At 60.9% G+C, this 24,442-nt stretch carries 24 protein-coding genes; 14 read left to right on the forward strand and 10 right to left on the reverse strand.

The annotated features are described in order from the left end of the window. Positions 1-4: 4 nt before the first annotated feature. From KKO72_RS16595 to KKO72_RS16605, 3 genes are all read right to left on the reverse strand, one after another. Entirely contained in the window at positions 5-1,462 is a 1,458-nt protein-coding gene (locus KKO72_RS16595; RefSeq protein WP_214941397.1) for a sensor histidine kinase, read from the reverse strand. Positions 1,463-1,483: 21 nt separating this feature from the next. Continuing rightward, entirely contained in the window at positions 1,484-2,158 is a 675-nt protein-coding gene (locus KKO72_RS16600; RefSeq protein WP_078364842.1) for a response regulator transcription factor, read from the reverse strand. 70 nt (positions 2,159-2,228) lie between these two features. Continuing rightward, positions 2,229-2,702, reverse strand: a complete 474-nt coding sequence (locus KKO72_RS16605; RefSeq protein WP_214941400.1) for a MarR family winged helix-turn-helix transcriptional regulator — start codon at positions 2,700-2,702, stop codon at positions 2,229-2,231. A gap of 152 nt (positions 2,703-2,854) precedes the next feature. Between KKO72_RS16605 and recA the strand changes: the two genes are divergently transcribed. After that, positions 2,855-3,937: a recombinase RecA gene (gene recA, locus KKO72_RS16610; protein WP_078364844.1), complete on the forward strand. Its 1,083-nt coding sequence runs from the start codon at positions 2,855-2,857 to the stop codon at positions 3,935-3,937. A 50-nt stretch (positions 3,938-3,987) separates the two neighbouring features. Then, complete coding sequence (recX, locus tag KKO72_RS16615; RefSeq protein ID WP_214941403.1) at positions 3,988-4,437, forward strand: recombination regulator RecX; 450 nt, start codon at positions 3,988-3,990, stop codon at positions 4,435-4,437. Between the two features lie 18 nt (positions 4,438-4,455). Here the strand turns inward: recX and KKO72_RS16620 are convergent, their stop codons facing one another. Together KKO72_RS16620 and argC are read right to left on the reverse strand one after the other, a co-directional pair. Further along, the gene (locus KKO72_RS16620) at positions 4,456-4,722 is read right to left on the reverse strand and encodes a DUF2164 domain-containing protein (protein ID WP_214941407.1); all 267 of its coding nucleotides are present in this window, start codon (positions 4,720-4,722) and stop codon (positions 4,456-4,458) included. A gap of 4 nt (positions 4,723-4,726) precedes the next feature. Then, a complete protein-coding gene (argC, locus tag KKO72_RS16625; protein ID WP_214941409.1) occupies positions 4,727-5,662 on the reverse strand; it encodes an N-acetyl-gamma-glutamyl-phosphate reductase in 936 nt (311 codons plus the stop codon). A 152-nt stretch (positions 5,663-5,814) separates the two neighbouring features. Between argC and sucC the strand changes: the two genes are divergently transcribed. From sucC to KKO72_RS16650, 5 genes are all read left to right on the forward strand, one after another. Next, complete coding sequence (sucC, locus tag KKO72_RS16630) at positions 5,815-6,984, forward strand: ADP-forming succinate--CoA ligase subunit beta (RefSeq protein ID WP_078364847.1); 1,170 nt, start codon at positions 5,815-5,817, stop codon at positions 6,982-6,984. Between the two features lie 18 nt (positions 6,985-7,002). Next, positions 7,003-7,896: a succinate--CoA ligase subunit alpha gene (gene sucD / locus KKO72_RS16635; RefSeq protein WP_078364848.1), complete on the forward strand. Its 894-nt coding sequence runs from the start codon at positions 7,003-7,005 to the stop codon at positions 7,894-7,896. Between the two features lie 238 nt (positions 7,897-8,134). Then, positions 8,135-8,926, forward strand: coding sequence for a Stp1/IreP family PP2C-type Ser/Thr phosphatase (locus tag KKO72_RS16640; RefSeq protein WP_371736897.1), 792 nt, complete (start codon positions 8,135-8,137; stop codon positions 8,924-8,926). A gap of 58 nt (positions 8,927-8,984) precedes the next feature. Further along, positions 8,985-9,620 (forward strand): FHA domain-containing protein, encoded by a 636-nt coding sequence (locus KKO72_RS16645; protein ID WP_214941413.1) that lies wholly within the window; start codon positions 8,985-8,987, stop codon positions 9,618-9,620. A gap of 78 nt (positions 9,621-9,698) precedes the next feature. Then, a complete protein-coding gene (locus tag KKO72_RS16650; RefSeq protein ID WP_214941415.1) occupies positions 9,699-12,074 on the forward strand; it encodes an ATPase, T2SS/T4P/T4SS family in 2,376 nt (791 codons plus the stop codon). Between the two features lie 114 nt (positions 12,075-12,188). Here KKO72_RS16650 and KKO72_RS16655 read toward each other — a convergent pair whose 3' ends face one another. Next, on the reverse strand, positions 12,189-14,309 hold the full coding sequence (locus KKO72_RS16655) for an acetyl-CoA hydrolase/transferase C-terminal domain-containing protein (RefSeq protein WP_214941416.1): 2,121 nt from the start codon (positions 14,307-14,309) through the stop codon (positions 12,189-12,191). Positions 14,310-14,453: 144 nt separating this feature from the next. Here KKO72_RS16655 and KKO72_RS16660 point away from each other — a divergent pair, with 144 nt between their 5' ends. Next, positions 14,454-15,299, forward strand: coding sequence for a M48 family metallopeptidase (locus tag KKO72_RS16660; protein ID WP_214941418.1), 846 nt, complete (start codon positions 14,454-14,456; stop codon positions 15,297-15,299). An 18-nt stretch (positions 15,300-15,317) separates the two neighbouring features. Here the strand turns inward: KKO72_RS16660 and rsmI are convergent, their stop codons facing one another. Next, on the reverse strand, positions 15,318-16,256 hold the full coding sequence (rsmI, locus tag KKO72_RS16665) for a 16S rRNA (cytidine(1402)-2'-O)-methyltransferase (RefSeq protein ID WP_214941420.1): 939 nt from the start codon (positions 16,254-16,256) through the stop codon (positions 15,318-15,320). Between rsmI and KKO72_RS16670 the strand changes: the two genes are divergently transcribed. The 3 genes from KKO72_RS16670 to KKO72_RS16680 all read left to right on the forward strand — a co-directional run bounded on the left by KKO72_RS16670 (position 16,255) and on the right by KKO72_RS16680 (position 17,977). Continuing rightward, positions 16,255-16,647, forward strand: a complete 393-nt coding sequence (locus tag KKO72_RS16670; RefSeq protein ID WP_214941421.1) for a YraN family protein — start codon at positions 16,255-16,257, stop codon at positions 16,645-16,647. The genes rsmI and KKO72_RS16670 overlap by 2 nt on opposite strands. 89 nt (positions 16,648-16,736) lie before the next feature. Next, the gene (locus KKO72_RS16675; protein ID WP_214941425.1) at positions 16,737-17,336 is read left to right on the forward strand and encodes a phosphoheptose isomerase; all 600 of its coding nucleotides are present in this window, start codon (positions 16,737-16,739) and stop codon (positions 17,334-17,336) included. After that, positions 17,333-17,977, forward strand: a complete 645-nt coding sequence (locus KKO72_RS16680) for a BON domain-containing protein (protein WP_214941428.1) — start codon at positions 17,333-17,335, stop codon at positions 17,975-17,977. Before KKO72_RS16675 ends, KKO72_RS16680 begins: the two co-directional genes overlap by 4 nt. Positions 17,978-18,109: 132 nt before the next feature. Here KKO72_RS16680 and KKO72_RS16685 read toward each other — a convergent pair whose 3' ends face one another. The 3 genes from KKO72_RS16685 to KKO72_RS16695 all read right to left on the reverse strand — a co-directional run bounded on the left by KKO72_RS16685 (position 18,110) and on the right by KKO72_RS16695 (position 21,396). Then, on the reverse strand, positions 18,110-19,027 hold the full coding sequence (locus KKO72_RS16685) for an NAD(P)-dependent oxidoreductase (RefSeq protein ID WP_214941431.1): 918 nt from the start codon (positions 19,025-19,027) through the stop codon (positions 18,110-18,112). A gap of 22 nt (positions 19,028-19,049) precedes the next feature. Next, on the reverse strand, positions 19,050-20,186 hold the full coding sequence (locus KKO72_RS16690) for a PilT/PilU family type 4a pilus ATPase (protein ID WP_214941434.1): 1,137 nt from the start codon (positions 20,184-20,186) through the stop codon (positions 19,050-19,052). A 166-nt stretch (positions 20,187-20,352) separates the two neighbouring features. Next, a complete protein-coding gene (locus KKO72_RS16695) occupies positions 20,353-21,396 on the reverse strand; it encodes a type IV pilus twitching motility protein PilT (RefSeq protein WP_180125965.1) in 1,044 nt (347 codons plus the stop codon). Positions 21,397-21,432: 36 nt separating this feature from the next. Here KKO72_RS16695 and KKO72_RS16700 point away from each other — a divergent pair, with 36 nt between their 5' ends. From KKO72_RS16700 to KKO72_RS16710, 3 genes are all read left to right on the forward strand, one after another. Further along, positions 21,433-22,125, forward strand: a complete 693-nt coding sequence (locus KKO72_RS16700) for a YggS family pyridoxal phosphate-dependent enzyme (protein WP_214941437.1) — start codon at positions 21,433-21,435, stop codon at positions 22,123-22,125. Between the two features lie 168 nt (positions 22,126-22,293). Next, positions 22,294-23,586 carry an NAD(P)/FAD-dependent oxidoreductase gene (locus KKO72_RS16705; RefSeq protein WP_214941440.1) on the forward strand — a complete coding sequence of 431 codons (1,293 nt, stop codon included), beginning with the start codon at positions 22,294-22,296 and terminating at the stop codon, positions 23,584-23,586. A 73-nt stretch (positions 23,587-23,659) separates the two neighbouring features. After that, on the forward strand, positions 23,660-24,442 hold a 783-nt coding region (locus KKO72_RS16710; protein WP_214941442.1), incomplete at its 3' end, for a DUF1365 domain-containing protein.

Raw genomic sequence — 24,442 nt, forward strand, 5'->3', positions numbered from 1 at the left:
GGCCTCAGGCCTGTGGCACCTCATCGGGCAGGGTCGCGGTGAAAGTGACCACAAAACGGGCGCCGGGCGGTGTGTGGCCCGGCAAGGTGTCTTCAAGGCTGACCTTGGCACCGTGTTTTTGGGCAATCTCCAGAACAATCGGCAGACCCAGGCCCGAGCCATCCACATCGGTACCCAAGGCGCGGTAAAACGGCTGGAAGATCAGTTCACGCTCTGACTCCGGAATGCCCGGGCCAGAGTCCTCCACCTGCAACACCAGCAAACGGCCCACCGGCTCGGTCAAGACCCTTGCGGTGATCATGCCCGGTGACGCCAGGCTGGACGGGGTGTAGTTGATGGCGTTGTCCACCAGGTTGCGGATCATCTCCTTGAGCAGGGTGACGTTGCCCAACATGGTGCAGCCAGGTGTGCCGGGTTGGGTGCCCTCGTAACCCAGGTCAATGTGTTTTTCCAGCGCCCGCGGCACACTATCGCGCACCACCGACATACAGACCTCCGCCAGGTCACAAAGGGCGCGTGGCATGGCCGAGCCGCTGCTCTCGGCCCGCGCCAGCGACAGCAGCTGGTTGACGCTGTGGGTGGCACGGATGCTGGCGCGGCCAATCTGGCGCAGAGAGTGTTTGAGGTCCTCGGCGCTGGCGCCCTCACGCTGGGCCAGGTCGGCCTGCATACGCAGCCCCGCCAGCGGGGTTTTGAGCTGGTGCGCGGCATCGGCCAGAAAGCGCTTCTGGGTGGCAATCGAGTCGGTCAGGCGCAACAGCAGGTCGTTGACCGAATCCACCAGGGGCGACACCTCCAGCGGCACCGCCTGGGCATCGATCGGGCTCAGGTCATCGGGTCGGCGCGCGCGGATACGCTCTTCGAGCTGGTTGAGGGGCTGGATAGCCTGCACCAGCGCCAGCCAAACCAGCAACACCGCCAGTGGCAGGATGACAAACTGCGGCAGCATCACGCCTTTGACAATTTCGGTGGCCAGCACCGAACGTTTTTCCAGTGTCTCGGCCACCTGCACCAAGGCCAGGTCGCCGTTGCGGGTGGGCAGCTTGACCCAGATGTAGGCCACCTTGATGTCAAAACCCTGGATCACATCGTCGCGGATGCGGACTTCATCAGGTACCACCTTCTCTTCGGCCGAGGGCGCAGGCAGATCAGCTTCACCACTGAGCAGCTCGCTGCGCGGCCCGATCACCTGGTAATACACGGTGTCGGAGTCATCGGCGCGCAACAGTTCACGCGCCGGACGCGGCAGCACAAATTCGGGCTTGTTGCCACGCATGGTGATGAGTTGCGCCATGGCGCGGGCGTTGTACTCGAGCGCCCGGTCAAACGGCTTGCCCGCGATGTTTTGCGCCACCAGCCAGGTCAATACCAGACTCACCGGCCACAGCAACAACAATGGCGTGAGCATCCAGTCCAGGATTTCGCCAAACAGGGAACGCTGTTCGCGCTGAAAAACGTTCACGGTGTGGCGAAGAAGTGTGGGCTACCCGGGGATCTTTTCGAGGCAGTAGCCCAGGCCGCGCACGGTGGCGATGCGGATCGGGCCTTTTTCGATCTTTTTGCGCAGGCGGTGGATATAGACCTCGATGGCGTTGTTGCTGACCTCTTCGCCCCATTCACACAGGCGCTCGACCAGTTGGTCCTTGCTGACCAGGCGCCCGGCACGCTGCAGCAGCACCTCCAGCAGGCCCAGCTCCCGCGCCGACAGCTCGACCATCACGCCGTCAATGGTGGCCACCCGGCCGCCCTGGTCGTAAATCAGCGGGCCGTGTTTGATGGTGCTGCTGGCGGCACCCATGCCGCGTCGGCTCAGGGCGCGCACGCGGGCTTCGAGCTCCTGCAGGCTGAAGGGTTTGGCCATGTAGTCGTCGGCGCCGTAGTCCAGGCCTTTGACCCGTTCTTCCACACTGTCAGCGGCGGTCAGGATCAGCACCGGCAACGAGGAGCCGCGCGCACGCAGTTTTTTGAGCACCTCCAGCCCGTGCATTTTGGGCAGCCCCAGGTCCAGGATCAGCAGGTCAAACTCGGTGTTGGTCATCAGTGCCGCATCGGCCTCGGTGCCGCTGGCCACGTGGTCCACCGCGGCCCCCGAACTGCGCAGGGTACGCAGCAAACCGTCTGCCAGCACCTGGTCGTCCTCGGCAATCAAAATTCGCATGGCTGTCTCCTCGTGATGGCCGCTAGGGCCTTATGGGTTACGGGCTGTCTCGCGTTCTTTTCAGGCCATTTTAGGCCGCGTATGCTTCCAGTCCGATAGCAATCACGGTGGCCACCTCCGAGCCGACGGCGGCGCGTAATTCGGCCTCGGCCTGGGTCACCGCTTCTTCAAAAGCCTGCAGCCAGGCCAGCCCGGTCGGGGTGAATAACACGCGGCGCGCACGGGCGTCCTGCGGGTCGTCCTGGCGCTGCACCAGGCCCCAGGCAGCGCACTGGTCCACCAGCTTGCCCATCGCCTGTTTGCTGACACCAGCACGCTGCGCCAGCTCGGTCAGGCGCGAACCCTGCAGCGCCAGATGCCGCGTGATGTGGATGTGGGAGGCGGTCAAACTGCCGCGCGCCGCCAGGTTGGACAGCGCCAGCGGCACCCGATCATTGCGCGCCATCAGCTGCAACACACGGGCATCAAAACGCTGCAACGCCAGCGCCAGCCAGTGGCCCAGATGCGCCTGGCGCCAGCCGGTGTCAGAAGGGGAGGTGTCCATGTCCAAAATAGTAAACCAAATTGACTATAAATTGTCTTTTCTATTTTTAACAGTGCTTGTAAACTACTGTTCAAGCATCCAGCCTGTAGTTATTGACAGAGGATGCGCAAGCTTTCCTATCCGCCCACTTGTTGACACCTCAGGAGACCACCATGGACGCACCCGCAAAAACACTCACCCCCGCCAACGCCGAAAAAGCCAAAGCCCTGCAGGTGGCGCTGGCCCAGATCGAGAAACAGTTTGGCAAGGGCACCATCATGCGCCTGGGTGAAGGCGAAGTGATCGAAGACATCCAGGTGGTGTCGACCGGCTCACTTGGGCTGGACATTGCGCTCGGTGTAGGTGGTCTGCCGCGTGGTCGTGTTGTGGAGATTTATGGCCCGGAGTCTTCCGGCAAAACCACGCTGACCCTGCAGGTGATTGCCGAGATGCAAAAAACTGGCGGCCAATGTGCATTTGTCGATGCTGAACACGCGCTCGACATCCAGTACGCCCAGAACCTCGGTGTCAATCTGCAAGACCTGCTGATCAGCCAGCCCGACACCGGTGAACAAGCGCTCGAAATTGTCGACAGCCTGGTGCGCTCCGGCGCGGTCGACCTGATCGTGGTCGACTCGGTGGCGGCCCTGACCCCCAAGGCCGAGTTGGAAGGCGAAATGGGTGACAGCCTGCCCGGCTTACAAGCCCGGTTGATGAGCCAGGCGCTGCGCAAACTCACCGCCCACATCAAAAAAACCAACTGCATGGTCATCTTCATCAACCAGATCCGTATGAAGATTGGTGTGATGTTTGGCTCGCCTGAGACCACCACCGGCGGCAACGCGCTCAAGTTCTACGCCTCGGTACGGCTGGACATCCGTCGCACCGGCACGATCAAGAAGGGGGAGGAATCGATTGGCAACGAAACCAAGGTCAAGGTCGTCAAAAACAAGGTCTCGCCACCGTTCAAGACCGCCGAGTTCGACATCATGTTTGGCCAGGGCATCAGCCGCGAGGGCGAAATCATCGACATGGGTGTCACCGCCAACATCCTCGACAAGTCCGGCGCCTGGTACGCCTACAACGGTGAAAAAATCGGCCAGGGCCGCGACAACGCACGCGAGTTCCTGAAAGAAAACACCGACCTCGCCCGCGAAATTGAAAACAAGGTGCGCGCGTCTCTGGGCATCCCGCTGCTGGCGGGCTCCGAGCCGGCCGATGCTGCAGCCAAGGCTGCCAGCAAAAAGGCGGTATAGCCCTTATTCAATAAGGGTATATAGCTTCATTTTTAATAGTAATTTGCTGAATGGGCTTTGCCACACCCTCCCTCAAAGGGCGCGCTCTGCGCCTGCTTAGCGGCCGTGAACACTCGCGGCTGGAGCTGGAGCGCAAGTTGGCGCCGTTTGAGGAAGAGCCCGGCAGCCTCGCCGCCGCGCTCGATGACTTGCAGGCCAAGGGTTTCATCAGTGAACAGCGGGTGCTGGAGTCGGTGGTGAACCGCCGCGCCAGCAAACTTGGCGCATCACGCATCAAGCAGGAGTTGCAAGCCAAGGGGCTCGACCCGCAGGCGGTGGCAGATGCTGTTCAGGGTTTGCGCGCCACCGAGCTCGAACGTGCGCGCGATGTTTGGCAAAAAAAGTTTGGTCAGGCCCCGCAAGACGCCGATCAGCGGGCCAAACAAATGCGTTTTCTGGCGAGCCGCGGTTTTGGTGGCGACACCATCCGACGGGTGGTCGCCGGAGCTGACGACGAGTAACGGGCCGCTGGCCGGGCGTCAGGTACCGCGTCGTCGCCCACCGTTCCAGTAGGCAAACTCACTCTCGTGACAATCGATGTCGAGCTCGTTGACACGGGCCAGCATCTGCGCCTGGGCGTCAGCCACCCCTTGGTTGTAAGCGCTCGGCGCCAGCTCCTTCAAAAAGAAGTCGAGCAGTTCAGCGGCCTGCATGTTGCCAATGCGCAAGTCCATGTTGGCCGTGAACCAGCGCTCAATCGAGGCCACCGCCGTCGCGCGGGTCTCTTTGGACAGCTCGACCGCCATCGTTTCAGAGCCCCAGCATCAGTTTCATGTTTTGCACTGCCGCGCCGCTGGCGCCTTTGCCCAGGTTGTCCAGCCGCGCCACCAGCAGCGCGTGGCGGAAGCTGTCGTTGCCATCCTGGTTGCCAAACACGCGCAGCTCCATGGCATCGCTGCCGTCGAGTGCCACCGCGTCGAGTTTGCTGTCCGAGCCAGTGGGCACCACGCTGACCCATTCGCTGCCTGCGTAATGTTTAGCCAGTGCCTCATGCAAGTCGGCCACAATGGGCTGGCCGGGCAACAGGTCCAGATGCAAGGGGATCTGCACCAGCATGCCCTGTTTGAAGTTGCCGACCGAGGGCACAAACAACGGGCGGCGCGTCAGGCCGGTGTTGGCCAGGATTTCCGGGATGTGTTTGTGTTTGAGGCCGAGCGCGTACAACTCATAAGCCGGGGCTTTGCCCTGTTCGTAGGCTTCGATCATGGGGCGACCGCCACCCGAATAACCACTCACAGCAGGCAGGCATAGCGGGAAGTCCGCCGGGATCAGCCCGGCATCCACCAGCGGACGGATCAGGGCGATGGCGCCGGTGGCGTAACAACCCGGGTTGGCCACACGCCGCGCGGCTTGGATGGCATCGCGCTGGCCAGCACACAGTTCGGCAAAACCGTAAACCCAGCCAGGTGCGGTGCGGTGGGCGGTGGAGGCGTCGATGACCTTAGGGCCTTCTTGGCCTGTAGCCCTTTCAATATCTGCGATCATTGATACAGATTCAATAGCAGCCTCGTCGTGCAGGCACAGTACCACCAAGTCCACTTCGGCCATCAGCGCACGTTTGGCGGCGGCGTCCTTGCGCAACTCGGGCGCGATGCTGAGCAGCTCAATGCCGGGCATCTGCTGCAAACGTTCGCGAATCTGCAGTCCGGTGGTGCCGGCCTCGCCGTCGATGAAGATTTTGTGCATGGTGAATAAAAACGCCAGGTCTTGTAAGACTGGCTAAAGATTGAATCAATTCATCATGATACAGTCCGCGACGCATCACCCAGCGTCGGTAAACCGTTGACCACAAACGGCTTTCAGGTGCACTATCAACTTCCGTTCCCGAGAGAGACCTCATGAAAATTCACGAGTACCAAGGCAAGGACATCTTGCGCCAAGCTGGTGTGCCAGTGCCCCGCGGCATTGCAGCATTCACTGTTCAAGAAGCGGTCGAAGCCGCACAAAAACTTGGCGGCCCGGTTTGGGTGGTCAAGGCACAGATCCACGCCGGTGGGCGTGGCAAGGGCGGCGGCGTGAAGCTGGCGCGCTCGATTGACGATGTGAAAAAACTCGCCGGTGAGATCCTGGGCATGCAGCTGGTGACACACCAGACCGGCCCCGAAGGTCAAAAAGTGCGTCGCCTGCTGATTGAAGACGGCGCCGACATCAAGAAAGAATATTACGTCTCGGCGGTGACCGACCGCGCCAGCCAGCGCGTGGCGATGATTGTCTCCAGCGAAGGTGGCATGGACATCGAAGAGGTGGCCCACAGCACGCCCGAGAAAATCGTCACCGAGATCGTCGACCCGGCCACCGGCCTGACGGTCGAGCAGGCCACCAAACTGGCCAACGCCATTGGTGTGCCCGCAGGCTCGGTCGCGCAGGCGGTGGATGTGCTGCAAAAGGTGTATCAGGTCTACATGGACACCGACGCATCCTTGGTAGAAATCAACCCGATGATTCTGGAAGGCAATGGTGGCATCAAGGCCATTGACGCCAAGTTCAACTTTGACGCCAACGCGCTGTACCGCCACCCGGAAATTGTGGCCTACCGCGATCTGGACGAAGAAGACCCGGCCGAGGTCGAAGCCAGCAAGTTTGACCTGGCCTACATCAGCCTGGACGGCGACATCGGTTGCCTGGTCAACGGTGCCGGTCTGGCCATGGCCACCATGGACACGATCAAGCTGTTTGGCGCAGAGCCCGCCAACTTCCTCGACGTGGGCGGCGGTGCCACCCCCGAGAAGGTCACCGAAGCCTTCAAGATCATGCTCAAAAACCCCAAGGTCAAGGCCATTCTGGTCAACATCTTCGGCGGCATCATGAAGTGCGACACCATCGCCACCGGCATCATCACCGCCTGCAAGGCGGTCAACCTGTCGGTACCGCTGGTGGTGCGCATGAAAGGCACCAACGAAGAAATGGGCAAGAAGATGCTGGCCGAGTCGGGCCTGCCGATCATCAGCGCCGACACCATGGCCGATGCGGCCCAGAAAGTGGTCGCTGCCGTCAAAGCCGCAGCCTGAGACTGAATAGGAAACACCATGTCCATCCTCATCAATAAAGACACCAAGGTCATCACCCAGGGCATCACCGGCAAGACCGGTCAGTTCCACACCGAAAAGTGCCAGGAATACGCCAATGGCAAACATTGTTTTGCCGCCGGGGTGAACCCGAAAAAGGCCGGCGAATCCATCTTCGGCATCCCGATTTACGCCTCCGTCAAGGAAGCGGCCCAGGAAACCGGCTCCACCGTGTCAGTGATCTACGTGCCGCCCGCAGGCGCCGCTGCCGCCATCTGGGAGGCTGTGGAAGCCGATCTGGACCTGGCGATCTGTATCACCGAAGGCATTCCGGTGCGTGACATGCTCGAAGTGCGTAACAAGATGAAGGCCAAAGAGGCTGCTGGCGGCAAAAAGACTTTGTTGCTCGGACCGAATTGCCCGGGTCTGATCACGCCCGACGAGATCAAGATCGGCATCATGCCCGGTCACATCCACCGCAAGGGCCGCATCGGTGTGGTCAGCCGCTCCGGCACGCTGACTTATGAAGCGGTGGCACAGTTGACCGAAATCGGCCTGGGTCAATCCAGCGCGGTCGGTATTGGGGGTGACCCGATCAATGGTCTGAAACACATCGACATCATGAAGGCCTTCAACGACGACCCGGACACCGACGCGGTGATCATGATCGGTGAAATTGGTGGCCCCGACGAAGCTGAAGCCGCACGCTGGTGCAAGCTCAACATGAAAAAACCGATCGTGGGCTTCATCGCCGGTGTCACCGCACCTGCTGGCAAACGCATGGGCCACGCTGGCGCCTTGATCTCAGGTGGTGCCGACACCGCCGAGGCCAAGCTGGCTGTGATGGAAGAGTGTGGCTTCAAGGTCACACGCAACCCGTCTGAAATGGCCAAATTGCTCAAAGCTTTGCTGTAAACCTGTTGCGGGTGCTGGCGACCTGTGGCCGCCGCAACTGCTCGACAAAGCGTTCAAGCCCGGGTGGTTTGAACGCTTTTTTTATAGCCCTGCGGGCCAGCGCCCGGATGGCCCGCAGGTGTACCGCACATTCAGGGCAAAATGTGACGTTAGGCCTTCACACTGCCACCAAGGTGGTCGTGCCGCACATTCAGGAACCGCCAATCAAGGACAGGCTGGACAGGAACATTGACGATTCATGATGCACTACAGTTTTCACGCGCTGACCGACGCCGGCCTGGTCAGGGCCAACAACGAGGACGCCCTGGCCTTTGACACCGATCTGGGCGTGGCGGTACTGGCAGACGGTATGGGTGGCTACAACGCTGGCGAAGTGGCCAGCAGCATGGCTGTGCAGCTGGTCACCTCCGAGTTGGTGCGCTGGTTGTCGACCGAAGACAGGCACCACAGCCCGTCGCAGGTGGCCAGGATGCTTGAAACCTGCTTTGACGAGGCCAATTTGGCCATCCTGAACGCGGCCAATGCCAACCCGCAGTACATCGGCATGGGGACCACACTGGTGGCAGGTGTTTTTCATGGCGGGAAACTGGTTCTGGGGCATGTGGGTGACTCACGTTGTTACCGCCTGCGTGACGGGGTGCTGACCCAGATCACCAAAGACCACTCGATGCTGCAGGAACAGGTGGATGCGGGTTATCTGACACAAGAGCAAGCCGCGTATGCACCCGGCAAAAATTTGTTGACCCGGGCGCTCGGTGTGGAAGACGTGGTGCGGGTCGAAATTCACGAACACCCGGTCCAGGAAGGCGATCTGTACGTGATGTGCACCGATGGTCTGACCGACATGTTGTCCGACAAGGACATCCTGCTCACCCTGAACAACCACAATAACCTGACGCTGCTGGCCACCGAGCTGGTGGCACGCGCCAACCTCAATGGCGGACGCGACAACATTTCGGTCTTGTTGGCGCAGGCTGGCAAGGCGCCGGAAAAATCCGGTTTAATCTCACGCTTGTTCGGCAAGCCCTGATCCAGGAAGGTGCTGTGCCCGGTTCAAACCCATATACTGCGTTGTACAGGAGAGAATCATGTCCCACATAACGGTGATGATGGACGGCGTCGTCCACAGTGAAGTCACTCTGACGAAGGACCGGACAAGCATTGGGCGCAGGCCCTACAACGACGTCGTGATTGAGAACCTGACGGTCAGCGGCGAACACGCGGTGCTGATCAAAACCGGCGATCAGGTGGCCGTCGAAGACCTGCACAGTACCAACGGCACCTACATCAACGGCAAGGCGGTCAAGCGGCAAGTCCTGCAGCACGGTGATGTCATGGAAATGGGCAAATACAAGATCCGGTTTGACGCTGCCGGGGCCGACGATGCCTATGAACGCACCATGATGCACAGGCCGCAAGCGCCTGCGCCAATGCCTGTGGCCCCCACGGCAGCGGTTCCAGAGCTCAAAGGTGCCATCAAGGTGCTGACCGGTGCCGCTGCGGGGCGCGAGATGGCCCTGACCAAAGTGGTTACCACGGTGGGCAAACCCGGGGTGTCGGTGGCCGCCATCACCCAACGCCGACACAACTATTTTGTGCACCACGTCGAAGGCCAAGATCGCCTGACCCTCAATGGCAACACCGTGGGTGAAGAGCCGGTTGTGCTGAAACATGGTGACCGGATCTTGCTGGCGGGCACAGAAATGCAATTCCTCCAGAGCTGATCCATGGGGACGGTTGACCCGGCACACGGGTTGGCCACCGGCCCTGGAACCCTGCACTCTGTTTGAGATCAAACCGTCATGAACACTGGCCTCAAAATCCACCACGCCGATCGAAGTGGTATGACGTTTGAAGCACTTTTTTACAAGCAGCTTCAGCATGTGACGGCCCGTATCCACGAGACCGACAACATCGAGCAGATCATGCTCGAAGCCAGCCAGGACATCTGCAAGCTGTTTGATGCCGACCGCTTGACCCTGTATGTGGTCAACGAGGACAACACGGCCATCATCTCCAAGGTCAAGACCGGGCTCAACAGCAGCCGCGACCTGAAACTACCGATCTCCCCGCAGAGTATTGCCGGGTACGTAGCCTACAGCCACATGCTGGTCAACCTGCCCGATGTGTATGACGATGAGTCGCTCAAAACCATCCACCCGGCCTTGTCGTTCCTGAAAGAGGTGGACAAACGCTCGGGCTACCGCACCCGGCAGATGATGGTGGCGCCGATTCTGGAGGGTGAGACCCTCTACGGCGTCTTGCAGGTCATCAATAACAAGAGCAATAAACCCTTTGGTGATCTGGAGATAGAGGGTATTTCGCAGTTATGCAAAACCCTGGCCACGGCGATCCGCCACCGCATCCATGGCACCGAGGAAGGTGTACGGCGCATGGTGACCAAATACGACGGGCTGGTCTCTGACGGTGTGATGACCGCCAGTGAACTGCAGCAATGCCTGCAGGACGCACGTGCCCAGGGGCTCACGGTAGAAAGCCTGCTGTTGAGCCAGTACCAGGTCCGCGCCGCGCAGATCGGACCGTCCTTGGCCAAATTTTTTGGCGTGCCTTATGAGCCCTGGACCGAAGGGCGCATCCGTGCAGAAGCCTTGCACGGCGCCCTCAAGCGCGAGTTTATTGAAGAGCAGGGCTGGATTCCGCTGGAGGATTCACCCACTGGGCTGGTCATCATGTGCCTGGACCCGGAGGCGGTGCGCAGTTCACGCATCGTGCAGCAGGTGTTTCCGCGTATCACCAGCTTTTCCTACCGGGTCACCACCCACACCGAGTTTCGTGACACCCTGGGACAGATTTTTGGCATCGAGGTCACCGGTGGCAGCATCAGCGAGATGCTGGCCGACATGGACAGTGGCCCGATGGACGACGACGGTGGCCTCAGCGACGCGCTGGAATCGGCTGCGGCCGACAACGAACTGGTCAAGTTTGTCAACAAGGTGATCATCGACGCGCACCACCAGGGCGCCTCGGACATCCACATCGAGCCGATGCCGGGCAAGTTCAAGACCGGCATCCGTTTTCGCATTGACGGCTCGCTGCAGCCCTACATCGAGGTACCGGCGCATTTCCGCCAGGCCATGGTCACACGCCTGAAAATCATGTGTGACCTCGACATCTCCGAGCGCCGCAAGCCGCAGGACGGCAAGATCAAGTTCAAGAAATACGGCCCGCTCGACATCGAACTGCGGGTGGCCACCATCCCCTCAGCCGGTGGGGTGGAAGACGTGGTGATGCGGATTCTGGCAGCCGGTGAACCGATTCCGCTGGACAAACTGGGCCTGACCAGCCACAACATGGCGCGGGTGATCCAGACGATTGAGAAACCCTACGGCCTGTTTTATGTGTGTGGCCCCACCGGTTCGGGCAAAACCACCACGCTGCACTCGATCCTCAAACACCTGAACAAGCCCGACACCAAGATCTGGACTGCCGAAGACCCGGTCGAAATCACCCAGAAAGGCTTGCGCCAAGTGCAGATCAACCGCAAGGCCGGCATCGACTTTGCGCTGATCATGCGGGCATTTTTGCGGGCCGACCCCGACATCATCATGGTCGGTGAGTCGCGCGACAAGGAAACTGTGGCCATGGGGGTGGAGGCCTCACTCACCGGGCACCTAGTGTTTTCCACCCTGCACACCAACTCGGCACCCGAATCCATCACCCGGCTGCTGGACATGGGCATGGACCCGTTCAACTTTGCCGATGCACTCTTGGGCATCCTGGCGCAGCGGCTGGCCAAGAAGCTGTGTATCTGCAAGGAAAGTTATGTGCCCGACGCCGAAGAGCTGCGCCTGTTCGCGATGGAATACGCCGAGGAGCTGCGCCACTCGGCCGCCTGGGCGCAGGACTACGAGGGCGCCTTGACGCAGCTGATCGACAACTGGAAACAGTTGTACGCCGACAACGGCCAGCTGCACTTTTACCGCCATGTGGGTTGTGACAAGTGCAACCAGACCGGCTACAAAGGCCGTGTTGGCCTGCACGAGCTGCTGATTGCCGATGACGGCATCAAGAAGCAGATCCAGGAGCGCGCCCGCGTCGCCGAGGTGTTTGCCACGGCGGTGGAAGGCGGCATGCGCACCCTGAAAATGGACGGTATGGAAAAAGTCATGATGGGCCTGACCGACCTCAAGATGGTGCGCTCGGTCTGCATCAAATAGGCACGGGGCGGCATCAGCAGATGCCCGGCCTGTTGCTCTGCCTGAGGTTTATAAGCGTTATTGGCCTCTAGCCCTTATAAAACAAGGGCCAAAAGCTATTTTTTTTGACAAACATCACAGGTTATTGGCAAACAGGCGGCGCATCACGCGGTCCTTGAAGCTGTGCACCTCGTCCAGCCCCAGGCGCGCCAGATAAGCGGGCGGCGCCTCTTTGCCCTCCCACAGACTTTTGACCGCCATCGTGACCAGTTCGGCCGGATGGTGGCTGGCGTGTTTCATCTTCTTCAAAGCCCGCACCATGTGCAACTCGTCTTCGGTCAGGTCGGTGCCAAAGGGGAAGTCGGGCAGCAGCCCGGCCTCAGACCAGGGTTTGATCTTGGCGGCGATCACCTCGGGCAGGTTGTGGCGGTAACACTCGGGGACTTCATAGTTGGCTTCGAGTTTGCCGTGCGCCTTGGCTTGTTTGACCAGCTCGTCCTGGAAGCGTGAATCGGCAATCGCAATCAGGCGTTTGACCACCTCACCATCCGACTGCCCCCGCAACTCAGCAATGCCGTATTCGGTGATCACCACATCACGCAAATGCCGCGGAATGGTGACGCTGCCATAGTTCCAGACGATGCTGCTTTTGAGACCATGTTTGTTGTCATGGGTGGCGCGCAACATCATGATCAGGCGCGCGTCCGCCAGCGCGTGGGACATCGCCACAAAGTTGTATTGCCCGCCGACCCCGCTGACCACCTGGCCCGACTCCAGCGTGTCACTGGCCGCCGCGCCCAGCAGGGTCACCACCATGGTGGTGTTCATGAAACTGGCCTTGCGCCGCTGGGCACGTTTGAGCGCATCGTTGCCATAGAGCTGGTTGATGAAGTCGATGCGCGTCATGTCGATCTTGGCCAGGTCTTGCGGCGCCATGGTGCGCAGGCGCTCGTAGAAGTCGCGTGGCCCCAGGAAAAACCCGCCGGTCATGTACATCCCATGGAGCAGGTGGGTGCCCAACATGTGCTGGCTCACCTGCGCAAAGCTGGCCGGCTCGCGGATCTGGTTGCTGCACTGGTGGCTGCCACAGCGCAGCTGCTGGCCATGCAGCACCACCTCGGCACGCAGGATGCCATAGTGTTTGAGGAAGTCCAGGTCCTCCTCGGAGAGTGGGGAGCGGATGCGCCCGGCATCCAGCAAGGCCTGCAGCATGTGAGGCGTGACGCAGTTGTCCGGGATCTCACCGCTGTTGAGCAGCTGTTGCAACACCGCATCGTCATACACCTCGCGGCGAATGATGCCGGCCTCGATCAGGCGCAAAAAGGCGTTGACCAGCATCTCCGAGCAGCCATACAGCCCGATGTCAAAACGCCCAAGTTCCCGTCCGGCCAGCCCGCCCGGGCAGATCGACGCCAGAATGCGCCGGTACTCCGGCCCATGGCGGTCCCGCACGATCAACGACTGGCCAATCGCATCCCCGAGGGAACCAATGCCAATCTGCAAGGTGCCACCGTCCTGCACCAAACTAGAGGCATGCAGGCCGATGGCGTAGTCGGCGGGGCTGACCTTGTTGTTGGGCGGCGCAAACACATCGTGGGTGCCCGCCGGGTCGGTCACCACCACATCAAAAAAATCGGGACTGATCTCGGCGCCATTGGGCATGAAGGGCGTCTTGTGGTTGATGACACCGACCGTGATGACCGGTTGTCCGCTGGCGCGCACACTCTCAACCACCGCCTGGGTGATATCGGGGTTGCTTGAGAGGCTCAGGCGCAAACCTTCACCCTCCCCCTTGGCCGCCACCGCTTGCGCCACCACATTCATGCCCTGCACCGCCATGTCACGCGCAGCAAAGGTGTAATTGGTGGAAATATGGCCCATCTGCGCCGCCACGTTGCCAAGGTAGTCGCCGGTTTTCATGAAAAATTCCTGCACCTCGATGTTGGGGGGCAGCTGGTTGGCGCGCAGGTCCTTGACGTAGTCCAGGTCCGGGTAGTCACCAAACACCCGTTCGACCAGGGGTTGCAGAAAGTTCTTCTCCAGCTCACTGTGACCGACCGGCTTCTCCAGTGACAAGGCCGTGATGATGCGCAACTGGCGCGCCGGGTTGGCCTTGATGCGCTGGTACAGCGCATTGACCAGCGGGTTGGGTTTGCCCACCCCCAACGGGATGCCCAACACAATCGGCCCGGCAACGGCATCCAGGATGTGATCCACACAGGCGTCAATCGACGCAACAAACAGGGGGGCGGTCATCAAATGTCTCCTAGGCCTTGGGCGCAAATGGTTTTTATGTGGCTTGAATTTTCGCGCCTTGAGCCACAATTGCACAGACAAAATCACGAATCTGAGGGCCTCACTCTACAGAAGGGCCATGTCAGTTGACAGGACAAATCAACCATGAATAACCACCACAGCTGCTACTTTTGCGCGCAGCGGCGATTGCTGCTGCAAGGTGCCGCCCTGACACTGGCTGTGCCGGGCGCAGGGCTGCAGCTGGCGCAAGCCGAAGGGGTGGATGTGGGCCGCAACTCGGTGTTCACCAAGCTGGTGCCTGCCGAAACCATCGAAAAATCGGCCGCCCAGCAGTACGCGCAGATGCTGCAACAAGCCGCCGCGCAGAATGCTCTGGCGGGCAAGGACAACCCCCAGCTGCGCCGCCTGCGCACCATGGCCCAGAAGATCATCCCCCACGCCCTCGGCTGGAACCCGCGCGCTGCCAACTGGCGCTGGGAGGTCAACCTGATTGGCAGCAAACAAATCAACGCGTTTTGTATGCCAGGCGGCAAGATCGCGTTCTACACCGGCATCCTGGACCAGCTCAAACTCAGCGACGACGAGGCGGCCATGGTCATGGGTCATGAAATCGCACATGCGCTGCGTGAACACGCACGTGAACGCATGGGCAAAAACGCCGCCACCGGCATTGGTGCCACCTTGCTCAGCCAGGTTCTGGGCCTGGGCGAACTCGGGCAGACGGTGACCAACTACGGCGCCCAGCTGCTCACACTGCAGTTCAGCCGCAGCGACGAATCCGAGGCCGATCTGGTCGGCATGGAGCTGGCCGCGCGCTCTGGTTTTGACCCGCGCGCCGGTGTCAGCCTGTGGCAAAAAATGGCCGTGGCCAACAAGGGCGCACCACCCCAATGGTTGTCGACCCACCCGGCGGGCACAACCCGCATCGCTGACATCGAGGCCAACCTGCCCAAGGTCTTGCCCTTGTACTCACGCGCCCGGGCGGGCTGACACACAGCGCAGCTTTGTTCAACCGGCCTTGAGCGTCAACGCCAGCTCGTACAAGGCGTTGCGCGGCTCGCCGGTGATCTCGGCCGCCAGTTTCACGGCGGTTTTCAGCGGCAACTCGGCCAGCAGCAGTTGCAACACACGGGTGTCCGGCCCGGCGCTGGCCGTCGCGGCTGCCGGATGCAAGACCAGCGCAAATTCACCCCGTGTGTGATTGGCATCGGCGCTGAGCCAGCCCGGGAACTGGCTGGCCGGCAGCGTGGCAATTTCTTCAAACTGTTTGGTCAACTCACGCCCCACGGTCAGTGGCCGTTCACCCAGCACGGCCAGGGCAATGGCCAGGGCCTCGATGCGGTGTGGCGCCTCCAGCAGCACCACCGCACGTGATTCCGCCGACAGCGCCAGCACAGCGGTCGTGCGTTCCGTGGCTTTGGCGGGCAAAAAACCGGCGAACACAAAACCGCTGTGCCCGCTGCTGTCGGCCAACACACCGGCCGCACTCAGCAGCGTGATCACACTGCTGGCGCCGGGCAGCGGCACCACACAGAGACCCGCCTCACGCACCCCGGCCACCAGCCTGGCGCCAGGATCGCTGATGGCAGGGGTACCTGCGTCGCTGACATAGGCCACCCGCTGGCCCTGCTGCAACCGCTCCAGCACCGTTTGCACCGCTTGCGCCTCGTTGTGCTGATGCACCGCCAGCAGTTGCGCCGGCGTTTTGTCGATGCCATAGGCGCGCAGCAGCGCCTGGGTGTGGCGCGTGTCCTCACAGGCCACCACGTCGGCCAGTTGCAGAAGGTGCAAGGCGCGCAAGGTGACGTCGGCCAGGTTGCCAATCGGTGTGGCCACCACATACAAGGCACCAGGCAGATAATTCTGGCCAGCGGCGGCGTCACGCGCTGCCTGCAGAGCGTTGACAAAGGTGCTGCTTAGCCGGGACAAGGGGGGAGAATTCAACATGGGACTTCTTTCGACAAAAGGGCAGCTCAAACCCCGCACCACCAAGCAGGCGGGCGACGCCGCCGAGGCGCTGGCGCTGCAGCATTTGCAGCGCGCTGGCTTGGTGCTGTTACAGCGCAATTATCGAACCCCGGGACGCGGTGGCGGCGAGATCGACCTGATCATGCGTGCGCCCGACGGCACCTGCGTGTTTGTCGAGGTGCGCCAGCGCCGCAGTGCCAGCCATGGCGGTGCCGCCGCCAGTGTCAGCGCGGTCAAACAAGGCCGGATTGTGCTGGCGGCACGCCACTACCTGATGCGACTAGCACGCCTGCCACCCTGCCGTTTTGATGTGGTGACGGTGCAATCGGGCGAGGTGGTGTGGATTCAGGGCGCGTTTGACGCGGCCTAGACAGGACGGCGGGTGTAAGACTTTGTGATAACCCGTTTTTGCCAAGGTTTTAAGGCGTGATTCAGTCCGGTCCGGGTATCATGCCACCCATGCTAGAGCAACGAATCCAACAACATTTCATCGAAAGTGCCGACCTGAAATACCAGGCCGCGCCGGTTTTGAGTCAACCCATTGCCAACGCGGTGCAAGCCTTGCTGGCCTGTGTCACCAGCGGGGGCAAGGTGCTGGCCTGTGGCAACGGTGGCTCGGCCGCCGACGCGCAGCACTTCGCCGCCGAGTTTGTCGGCCGTTTTGAGCGCGAACGCCCCGAACTGGCCGCCATCGCCCTGACCACCGACAGCTCGATCCTGACGGCCGTCGGCAACGACTATGGCTTCGACGTCGTTTTCTCACGCCAGGTGCGTGCCCTGGGCCAGGCCGGTGATGTGCTGATTGCCATCACCACCAGCGGCAATTCGGAGAATGTGCTCAAGGCGGTGGAAGCCGCCCACGAGCGCGACATGGTGGTGATTGGCCTGAGTGGTCGTGGTGGCGGCAAGCTCAACCGTGCTTTACGCGACACCGATGTGCATATTTGTGTGCCGCACGAACGCACGGCACGTGTCCAGGAGGTTCACCTGCTGACGCTGCACTGCCTATGTGACGCGGTGGATGAGCTGTTACTCGGCGATACAGAAAACCCCTTATGAACTACCCCTCACGACGACTTGTCAGCGTCATGGCGCTTGCCATTGGCCTGAGCACGGGCTTGACAGCCTGTTTCCCGGTGATCATGGGCGGCGCGGTGATGACCGGCTTTGTGGCCACCGATCGGCGCACCTCGGGCGCCCAACTGGAGGACGAAGGCATTGAGCTGCGCGCCGCCAGCCGCATCCGAGACAACCTGGGTGATCGCGTGCATGTGAATGCCACCAGCTACAACCGGCGTGTGTTGCTGACCGGTGAAGTGCCCTCAGCGCAAGACCGCCAGTTGGTGGAACAGGTGGTGGCCCGGGTGGACAACGTGCAATCTGTGGTCAACGAGCTGGTTGTGTTAGGGACCTCCACGCTGACGCAGCGCTCCTCCGATGTGCTAGTCACCGGCCGGGTCAAGGCCGGTTTTGTGGATGCCAAAGACCTGTTTGCCAATGCCTACAAGGTGGTGACGGAGCGCGGCACGGTGTACCTGATGGGCCGCGTCACCCAGCGTGAAGCAGACCGCGCCACCGACATCGCGCGCTCGACCAGTGGTGTGCAAAAAGTGGTGCGGGTGTTCGAGATCATCAGTGAAGACGAGTTGCGAAACCTGTTGCCACAACCCGCACCCGAGTCCAAGTCAACGGCCAAATAAACGGCGAGTGGCCTGATCGGCTCCGACAGCCACAGCCCAAGCCAGTAACACCGCGGAACCGGCTCTGCCGGGCCGCAGGTGTTGTCCCCCTTTGGGGGATGACGCGCCGCCAGGCGCGGCTCAGGGGGGAACCTATTTCAAACGCTTGATCAGGCTGGAGGTGTCCCAGCGACGCCCACCCATGGCCTGCACATCGGCGTAAAACTGGTCCACCAGCGCGGTCACCGGCAACTTGGCGCCGTTGCGCCGGGCTTCGTCGAGCACCAGACCTAAGTCCTTGCGCATCCAGTCCACCGCAAAACCAAAGTCAAACTGATCGGCCACCATGGTTTTGCCACGGTTGTCGAGTTGCCAGCTTTGTGCGGCGCCCTTGCCAATCACGTCGAGCACTTGGTTCATGTCGAGCCCGGCCTTGTCACCAAAAGCCACCGCCTCGGCCAGGCCTTGCACCAGCCCGGCAATACAAATCTGGTTGACCATTTTGGCGAGTTGGCCCGCGCCGCTGTCACCCAGATAGGTGAAGGCTCTGGAGAAAGCCATCGCCACCGGCTGGGCGGCCTCAAACGCTGCCTTGTCACCACCACACATCACGGTGAGCACACCGTTCTGGGCACCGGCCTGGCCACCGGAAACCGGCGCATCAACAAAGTTCAGACCCAGTTCTTTGGCGCGGGCATACAACTCACGCGCCACATTGGCCGAGGCGGTGGTGTGGTCCACCAGCACCGCACCGGCTTGCATGCCGGCAAACGCACCGTCTGGGCCCAACACCACACTGCGCAGGTCGTCGTCGTTGCCCACACAGCAAAACACCAGCTCGGCACCCTGCACCGCCTGGCGTGGTGTAGCGGCGTAACTTACAGCATTTTTTTGGCCATCAGCCCTTGTGTATTCTGAACACCATGCTATGGATTTTGATGCTGTCCGGTTGTACACCGTGACCTGGTGTCCCGCACGGGCCAAGTGGCCCGCCATCGGGTATCCCATCACCCCCAGGCCCAAAAAGGCGACTCGGCGGGAGGGAATGGGTTCGTAGCTCTTGCTCGTCATGTATTGGGGTCTTTCAAAAATGTCAGGTGATGGTGATGTTTTCGGTGCCAGCGGCGAGGTTGCTGCTCTTGCTGCGTTTGCTGTTGAGCTTGATTTGTAGACGCAGATCGTTGACCGAATCGGCGTTGCGCAAGGCGTCTTCGTAGCTGATGCCACCTTCTTCGTAGGCTTTGAACAGCGACTGGTCGAAGGTCTGCATGCCCAGTTCGGTGCTTTTTTTCATGATCTCCTTGATCTCGGCGACATCGCCTTTGAAGATCAGGTCGGAAATCAATGGTGAGTTGATCATGATCTCGACCACCGCGGTGCGACCCTTGCCGTCGGGTTTAACGATCAGGCGTTGTGAGACCATGGCCTTGAGGTTGAGCGACAGATCCATCAGTACCTGCTGACGGCGTTCTTCCGGAAAGAAGTTGATGACCCGGTCGATCGCCTGGTTGGTGCTGTTGGCGTGCAAGGTGGCCAGGCACATGTGCCCGGTTTCGGCAAAAGCAATCGCCAGCTCCATGGTTTCTCGGTCACGGATTTCGCCCATCAGAATCACATCGGGTGCCTGGCGCAGGGTGTTTTTCAGAGCCGCGCCCCAGCTGTCGGTGTCGATACCGACCTCACGCTGGGTCACCACACAGTTCTTGTGGGCGTGCACAAACTCGATCGGGTCTTCCACCGTGATGATGTGGCCATAGGTGGTCGAGTTGCGCCAGTCCACCATCGCCGCCAGCGTGGTGGTTTTACCGGAGCCGGTGGCACCGACCAAAATGCACAGGCCGCGCTTGGCGTTGACAATCTCCTTGAGCACCGGCGGCAGTTTCATGCCGTCGATGGTGGGTAACACACTCGGGATCGTACGCATCACCATGCCCACCTTGCCCTGCTGCATGAAAGCATTGACCCGAAAGCGCCCCAGACCGGGCGGCGAGATCGCAAAGTTGCACTCCTTGGTGCGCTCGAACTCGGCCATCTGACGGTCATTCATGACGGAACGCGCCAGCGCGATGGTGTGGGTGCCGTTGAGTGGCTGCGGCGACACCTTGGTGACCTTGCCATCCACCTTGATGGTCGGAGGCAGTTCAGCAGTCAGAAACAGGTCACTGCCGCCACGCCCAATCATGAGTTTGAGCAGGTCGGTGATAAATGTCGTGGCTTGATCGCGTTCCATCAGAACACCTCCTTATTCAAACTGAGTCAGTCTACGAGTTAGCCCAATAGAGCCAGAAATACCTTGGAGCCGGCTTTGTCGGGCCACCGGCATGGCCCCCGCAGCCACTTGCGACAACGGTTGAAACCGTTGCCGGCGCAGTGGGCAAGCCGGGGGGGTGCCACATCTAGCCGGGGAAGTTTTCGGGAATTTTCGCCTTGGTGCGGGCTTCAGCGGCGCTGATGACATTGCGCCGCACCAGATCGGTCAGGTTCTGGTCCAGTGTCTGCATGCCGACACTGTTGCCGGTCTGGATGCTCGAATACATCTGCGCCACCTTGCCTTCGCGGATCAGGTTGCGGATGGCGCTGGTGCCCAGCATGATCTCGTGCGCGGCGATGCGGCCCTGGCCGTCCTTGGTTTTGCACAAGGTCTGCGAGATCACCGCTTGCAACGACTCGGACAACATGGCGCGCACCATCTCTTTTTCTTCGGCCGGAAACACGTCAATGATCCGGTCGATGGTTTTGGCGGCGCTGCTGGTGTGCAAGGTGCCAAACACCAGATGGCCGGTCTCGGCCGCAGTCATCGCCAGGCGGATGGTTTCCAGGTCACGCATTTCACCAACCAGGATGGCGTCCGGGTCTTCGCGCAGGGCCGAGCGCAGGGCCGCGGCAAAACTCTGGGTGTGGGGGCCGACCTCGCGCTGGTTGATCAGGCATTTTTTAGACTCGTGCACAAACTCAATCGGGTCTTCGACGGTGAGGATGTGGCCAAACTCGTTTTCGTTGAGGTAATTGACCATCGCCGCCAGCGTGGTCGATTTGCCCGAGCCGGTGGGCCCGGTCACCAGCACCAGGCCACGCGGTTTGAGTGCCAGGTCGGCAAAAATCTTCGGGCAGTTGAGTTGCTCCAGCGTCAGAATTTTGCTCGGAATGGTCCGGAACACCGCACCACAGCCCCGGTTCTGGTTGAAGGCGTTGACCCGGAAACGCGCCAAGCCTTCGATCTCGAACGAGAAGTCAATCTCCAGAAACGCCTCGTAGTGTTTGCGCTGGGCGTCGTTCATGATGTCGTAGACCATGGCGTGCACCTGTTTGTGGTCCAACGCATCCACATTGAGGCGGCGCACATCCCCGTGGACGCGGATCATCGGCGGCAAACCTGCCGACAGATGCAGGTCGGATGCCTTGTTTTTGACGCTGAATGCCAGCAATTGGGTGATATCCACAAAACCCCCGGGATTGTTTGTTACGCTAAAGCAATTATGACCACGATTCCATTACAACTGGCCGCAGTGCGCTCGCGCCTGCAAGCTGCCTGCCAAAGTGCTGGCCGACCCGTCGATTCCGTCACACTTTTGGCGGTTTCCAAAACCTTTGGTGCCGATGCCGTCCAGGCCGCGTATGCCGCCGGACAAACCTGGTTTGGTGAAAACTACATCCAGGAAGCGGTGCAGAAAATCACCGAGCTGCGCGAGCTGCCCCTGGTGTGGCACTGCATCGGTCCGATCCAGAGCAACAAAAGCCGGCTGGTAGCCGAACATTTTGACTGGGTGCACACGGTGGATCGGCTCAAGATCGCCCAGCGTCTGAGTGAACAGCGCCCGGCCCATCTGGCACCGTTGCAGGTGTGTATCCAGGTCAATGTCGACGGCGGCCCGACCAAGTCCGGCGTGGCCCCGGCTGACGCGCTGGCACTGGCCCAGGCGGTGGGCCAGCTGCCGCAGTTGCGCTTGCGCGGACTGATGTGCATCCCCGATCCAGCTCCTGATTTTGAAGCTGAATGTTCTTTATTCACAAGGGCTAGAGACCTGTTTGATGCTTTGAACGGCGCAGGCCTTGGACTCGACACCTTGTCGATGGGCATGAGCGCCGACCTGGAGGCCGCGGTGGCCTCGGGCAGCACCCTGGTGCGGGTTGGTTCAGCCATTTTTGGCGCGCGTCATTACCCGGCCTGACGGGGCTTGACCGAGCCTGGTCCAGGGCCGGTTCACACAGTGGGAGCGGCCAAGCCAGGCCTGCAGCGGCAAGGTCAGCGTGAAAAAGGCCAGCGCAAAACGAGTCAATGTGATAAATTACTAATTAGTCACAAAGTAACGTTCTCGTTTTTACTGAACTCGCCTCTTATGAAAATCGCCATTGTTGGCTCCGGCATTGCCGGTCTGGCTGCTGCCCACACCCTGCGCGGCCATGCCGAAATCACCCTGTTTGAAGCCGACAGCTATTTTGGCGGCCACACCCACACCGTTGACATCACCCTGCCAACGCCGCAGGGGCCGCAAACTTACGGCGTGGACACCGGCTTCCTGGTGTTCAACGAACGCACCTACCCGAACCTGATCCGGCTGTTGGCCGAGTTGCAGGTGCCCACCACCCAGTCCGACATGTCGTTTTCGGTCCAGGTGCCGGGACAGGCCGGGGGTGCACCGCTGGAGTGGAGCGGCTCCTCGCTCAACACCGTGTTTGCCCAGCGCCGCAACCTGCTCAACCCACGTTTTTGGCGCATGCTGCGAGATCTGCTGCGCTTTAACCGGCTGACCACCGAACTGGCGCTGCAGGGCCTGGATTCCGAGCTGATGCAGCCGCTGGCCGACTTTTTGCGCCAAGAACAGTTCTCCGACGAGTTCCGCGACTGGTACCTGCTGCCGATGCTGGGCTGCATCTGGAGCTGCCCGACCCAGCAGATGCTGCAGTTCCCGGTGGCCACCATGGTCCGCTTCTGCCACAACCACGGCCTGATCCAGGTCAGCAACCGCCCGCAGTGGTGGACGGTGCAGGGCGGCGCGCGCCATTACGTCGACAAGATCCTTGCTCACATCAGCGACAAACGCCTGAACACACCGGTGCAGCGTATTGCTCGGGACGCCGACGGGGTCAGCATCACCAGCCAGGGTGTGACCGAACGTTTTGACAAGGTGGTGCTGGCCTGCCATTCGGACCAAGCGCTCTCCATGCTGGCGCAGCCGAGCCAGGCCGAACAACACACACTGGCCAGCATCCGTTACCAGTCCAACCGGGCGGTGTTGCATACCGATGCGTCGGTTCTGCCGCGCAACAAGCTAGCCTGGGCGTCCTGGAACTTTGAGAGTGCCAGCACCAAGGGCGCGGTCCAGCGTGATGCGCGGGTCTGCCTGCATTACCTGCTCAACCGCCTGCAACCGCTGCCTTTCAGCCAGCCTGTGCTGGTGTCGCTCAACCCGGTGAAACCGATTGAGCCGGCCAGCATCCTCGGCGAGTTTGAGTACGCCCACCCAGTGTTTGACCTGCACGCGATCCGCGCTCAAGCCCAGGTGCCTGCATTACAAGGCCAGCAACACACCTACTTCTGCGGCGCTTGGACGGGTTATGGCTTCCACGAAGACGGTCTGAAGTCCGGGCTGGAGGTGGCGCAGCGCCTCACCAGCTTGTCGAACACATGACAAACAGGCCCCTAGCCCTTATGAATCAAGCGCATTCTGCTATGACTTTCTTCAAAATCACCTCAACCAGGGCATGAGTGTGTCCGCCCCCAACCCCGCCCCGCTGCAGCCGTTGATCGGTTTTGGCCAAGTGCGCCACACCCGCCTCAAACCAATACGCCACGACTTCCATTACCCGACCTATTTCCTGATGCTGCCGATGCGCAGCCTGCGGGCCCATGGCTCGGGTGCGCTGGCACGCAACCACTGGGCACCGCTGAGTTTTTATGACACGGACCATGGTGATGGCCGGGGTGCCGACCAAGGTGGCGCGCTGGCTTGGCTCGACGAACTGCTGGCAGGCGAGGGCATTGTGGACGCTACCGGTGAGGTCTGGCTCCATGCCTACCCGCGCGTGCTGGGCTTCACCTTCAAACCGGTGAGTTTCTGGTACTGCCACCGGCCAGACAGCAGCCTGCGCGCCATCGTGGCCGAGGTCAACAACACCTTTGGCGAGCGGCATTGTTATTTGCTGGACCAACCCAGCTTCGGCCAGGAATTGCGCGCCGCCAAGGTGTTCCATGTGTCGCCGTTTTGCCCGGTGGAAGGGGGTTACCGCTTTCGTTTCATGACCACGCCGGACTTCAAACGCACCGTGGCGCGTATCGACTTTGACGATGCTGCTGGCCCGCTGATCGAGACCAGTGTGGCAGGGCAGTTGGAGCCCTTGACCGCCCAATCGGCAAGGCGCGCCCTGCTGGGCTACCCGATGATGACCTTTGGCATCGCTTTTCGTATCCACTGGCACGCACTCAAGCTGTTTGTCAAAAAAGTGCCGTTCTTTCGCAAGCCCCCTCCGCCCGTTCACTTCACCACC

Source organism: Rhodoferax sp. U11-2br, from assembly GCF_018619435.1.
GTDB lineage: Bacteria > Pseudomonadota > Gammaproteobacteria > Burkholderiales > Burkholderiaceae_C > Rhodoferax.

Bases quoted from the DNA above. Each gene is read 5' to 3' on its own strand.
- KKO72_RS16600 (WP_078364842.1), bottom strand. From the start codon at position 2,158: ATGCGAATTTTGATTGCCGAGGACGACCAGGTGCTGGCAGACGGTTTG.
- KKO72_RS16605 (WP_214941400.1), bottom strand. From the start codon at position 2,702: ATGGACACCTCCCCTTCTGACACCGGCTGGCGCCAGGCGCATCTGGGC.
- recA (WP_078364844.1), top strand. From the start codon at position 2,855: ATGGACGCACCCGCAAAAACACTCACCCCCGCCAACGCCGAAAAAGCC.
- recX (WP_214941403.1), top strand. From the start codon at position 3,988: ATGGGCTTTGCCACACCCTCCCTCAAAGGGCGCGCTCTGCGCCTGCTT.
- KKO72_RS16620 (WP_214941407.1), bottom strand. From the start codon at position 4,722: ATGGCGGTCGAGCTGTCCAAAGAGACCCGCGCGACGGCGGTGGCCTCG.
- argC (WP_214941409.1), bottom strand. From the start codon at position 5,662: ATGCACAAAATCTTCATCGACGGCGAGGCCGGCACCACCGGACTGCAG.
- sucC (WP_078364847.1), top strand. From the start codon at position 5,815: ATGAAAATTCACGAGTACCAAGGCAAGGACATCTTGCGCCAAGCTGGT.
- sucD (WP_078364848.1), top strand. From the start codon at position 7,003: ATGTCCATCCTCATCAATAAAGACACCAAGGTCATCACCCAGGGCATC.
- KKO72_RS16640 (WP_371736897.1), top strand. From the start codon at position 8,135: ATGATGCACTACAGTTTTCACGCGCTGACCGACGCCGGCCTGGTCAGG.
- KKO72_RS16645 (WP_214941413.1), top strand. From the start codon at position 8,985: ATGTCCCACATAACGGTGATGATGGACGGCGTCGTCCACAGTGAAGTC.
- KKO72_RS16650 (WP_214941415.1), top strand. From the start codon at position 9,699: ATGAACACTGGCCTCAAAATCCACCACGCCGATCGAAGTGGTATGACG.
- KKO72_RS16655 (WP_214941416.1), bottom strand. From the start codon at position 14,309: ATGACCGCCCCCCTGTTTGTTGCGTCGATTGACGCCTGTGTGGATCAC.
- KKO72_RS16660 (WP_214941418.1), top strand. From the start codon at position 14,454: ATGAATAACCACCACAGCTGCTACTTTTGCGCGCAGCGGCGATTGCTG.
- KKO72_RS16670 (WP_214941421.1), top strand. From the start codon at position 16,255: ATGGGACTTCTTTCGACAAAAGGGCAGCTCAAACCCCGCACCACCAAG.
- rsmI (WP_214941420.1), bottom strand. From the start codon at position 16,256: ATGTTGAATTCTCCCCCCTTGTCCCGGCTAAGCAGCACCTTTGTCAAC.
- KKO72_RS16675 (WP_214941425.1), top strand. From the start codon at position 16,737: ATGCTAGAGCAACGAATCCAACAACATTTCATCGAAAGTGCCGACCTG.
- KKO72_RS16680 (WP_214941428.1), top strand. From the start codon at position 17,333: ATGAACTACCCCTCACGACGACTTGTCAGCGTCATGGCGCTTGCCATT.
- KKO72_RS16685 (WP_214941431.1), bottom strand. From the start codon at position 19,027: ATGACGAGCAAGAGCTACGAACCCATTCCCTCCCGCCGAGTCGCCTTT.
- KKO72_RS16690 (WP_214941434.1), bottom strand. From the start codon at position 20,186: ATGGAACGCGATCAAGCCACGACATTTATCACCGACCTGCTCAAACTC.
- KKO72_RS16700 (WP_214941437.1), top strand. From the start codon at position 21,433: ATGACCACGATTCCATTACAACTGGCCGCAGTGCGCTCGCGCCTGCAA.
- KKO72_RS16705 (WP_214941440.1), top strand. From the start codon at position 22,294: ATGAAAATCGCCATTGTTGGCTCCGGCATTGCCGGTCTGGCTGCTGCC.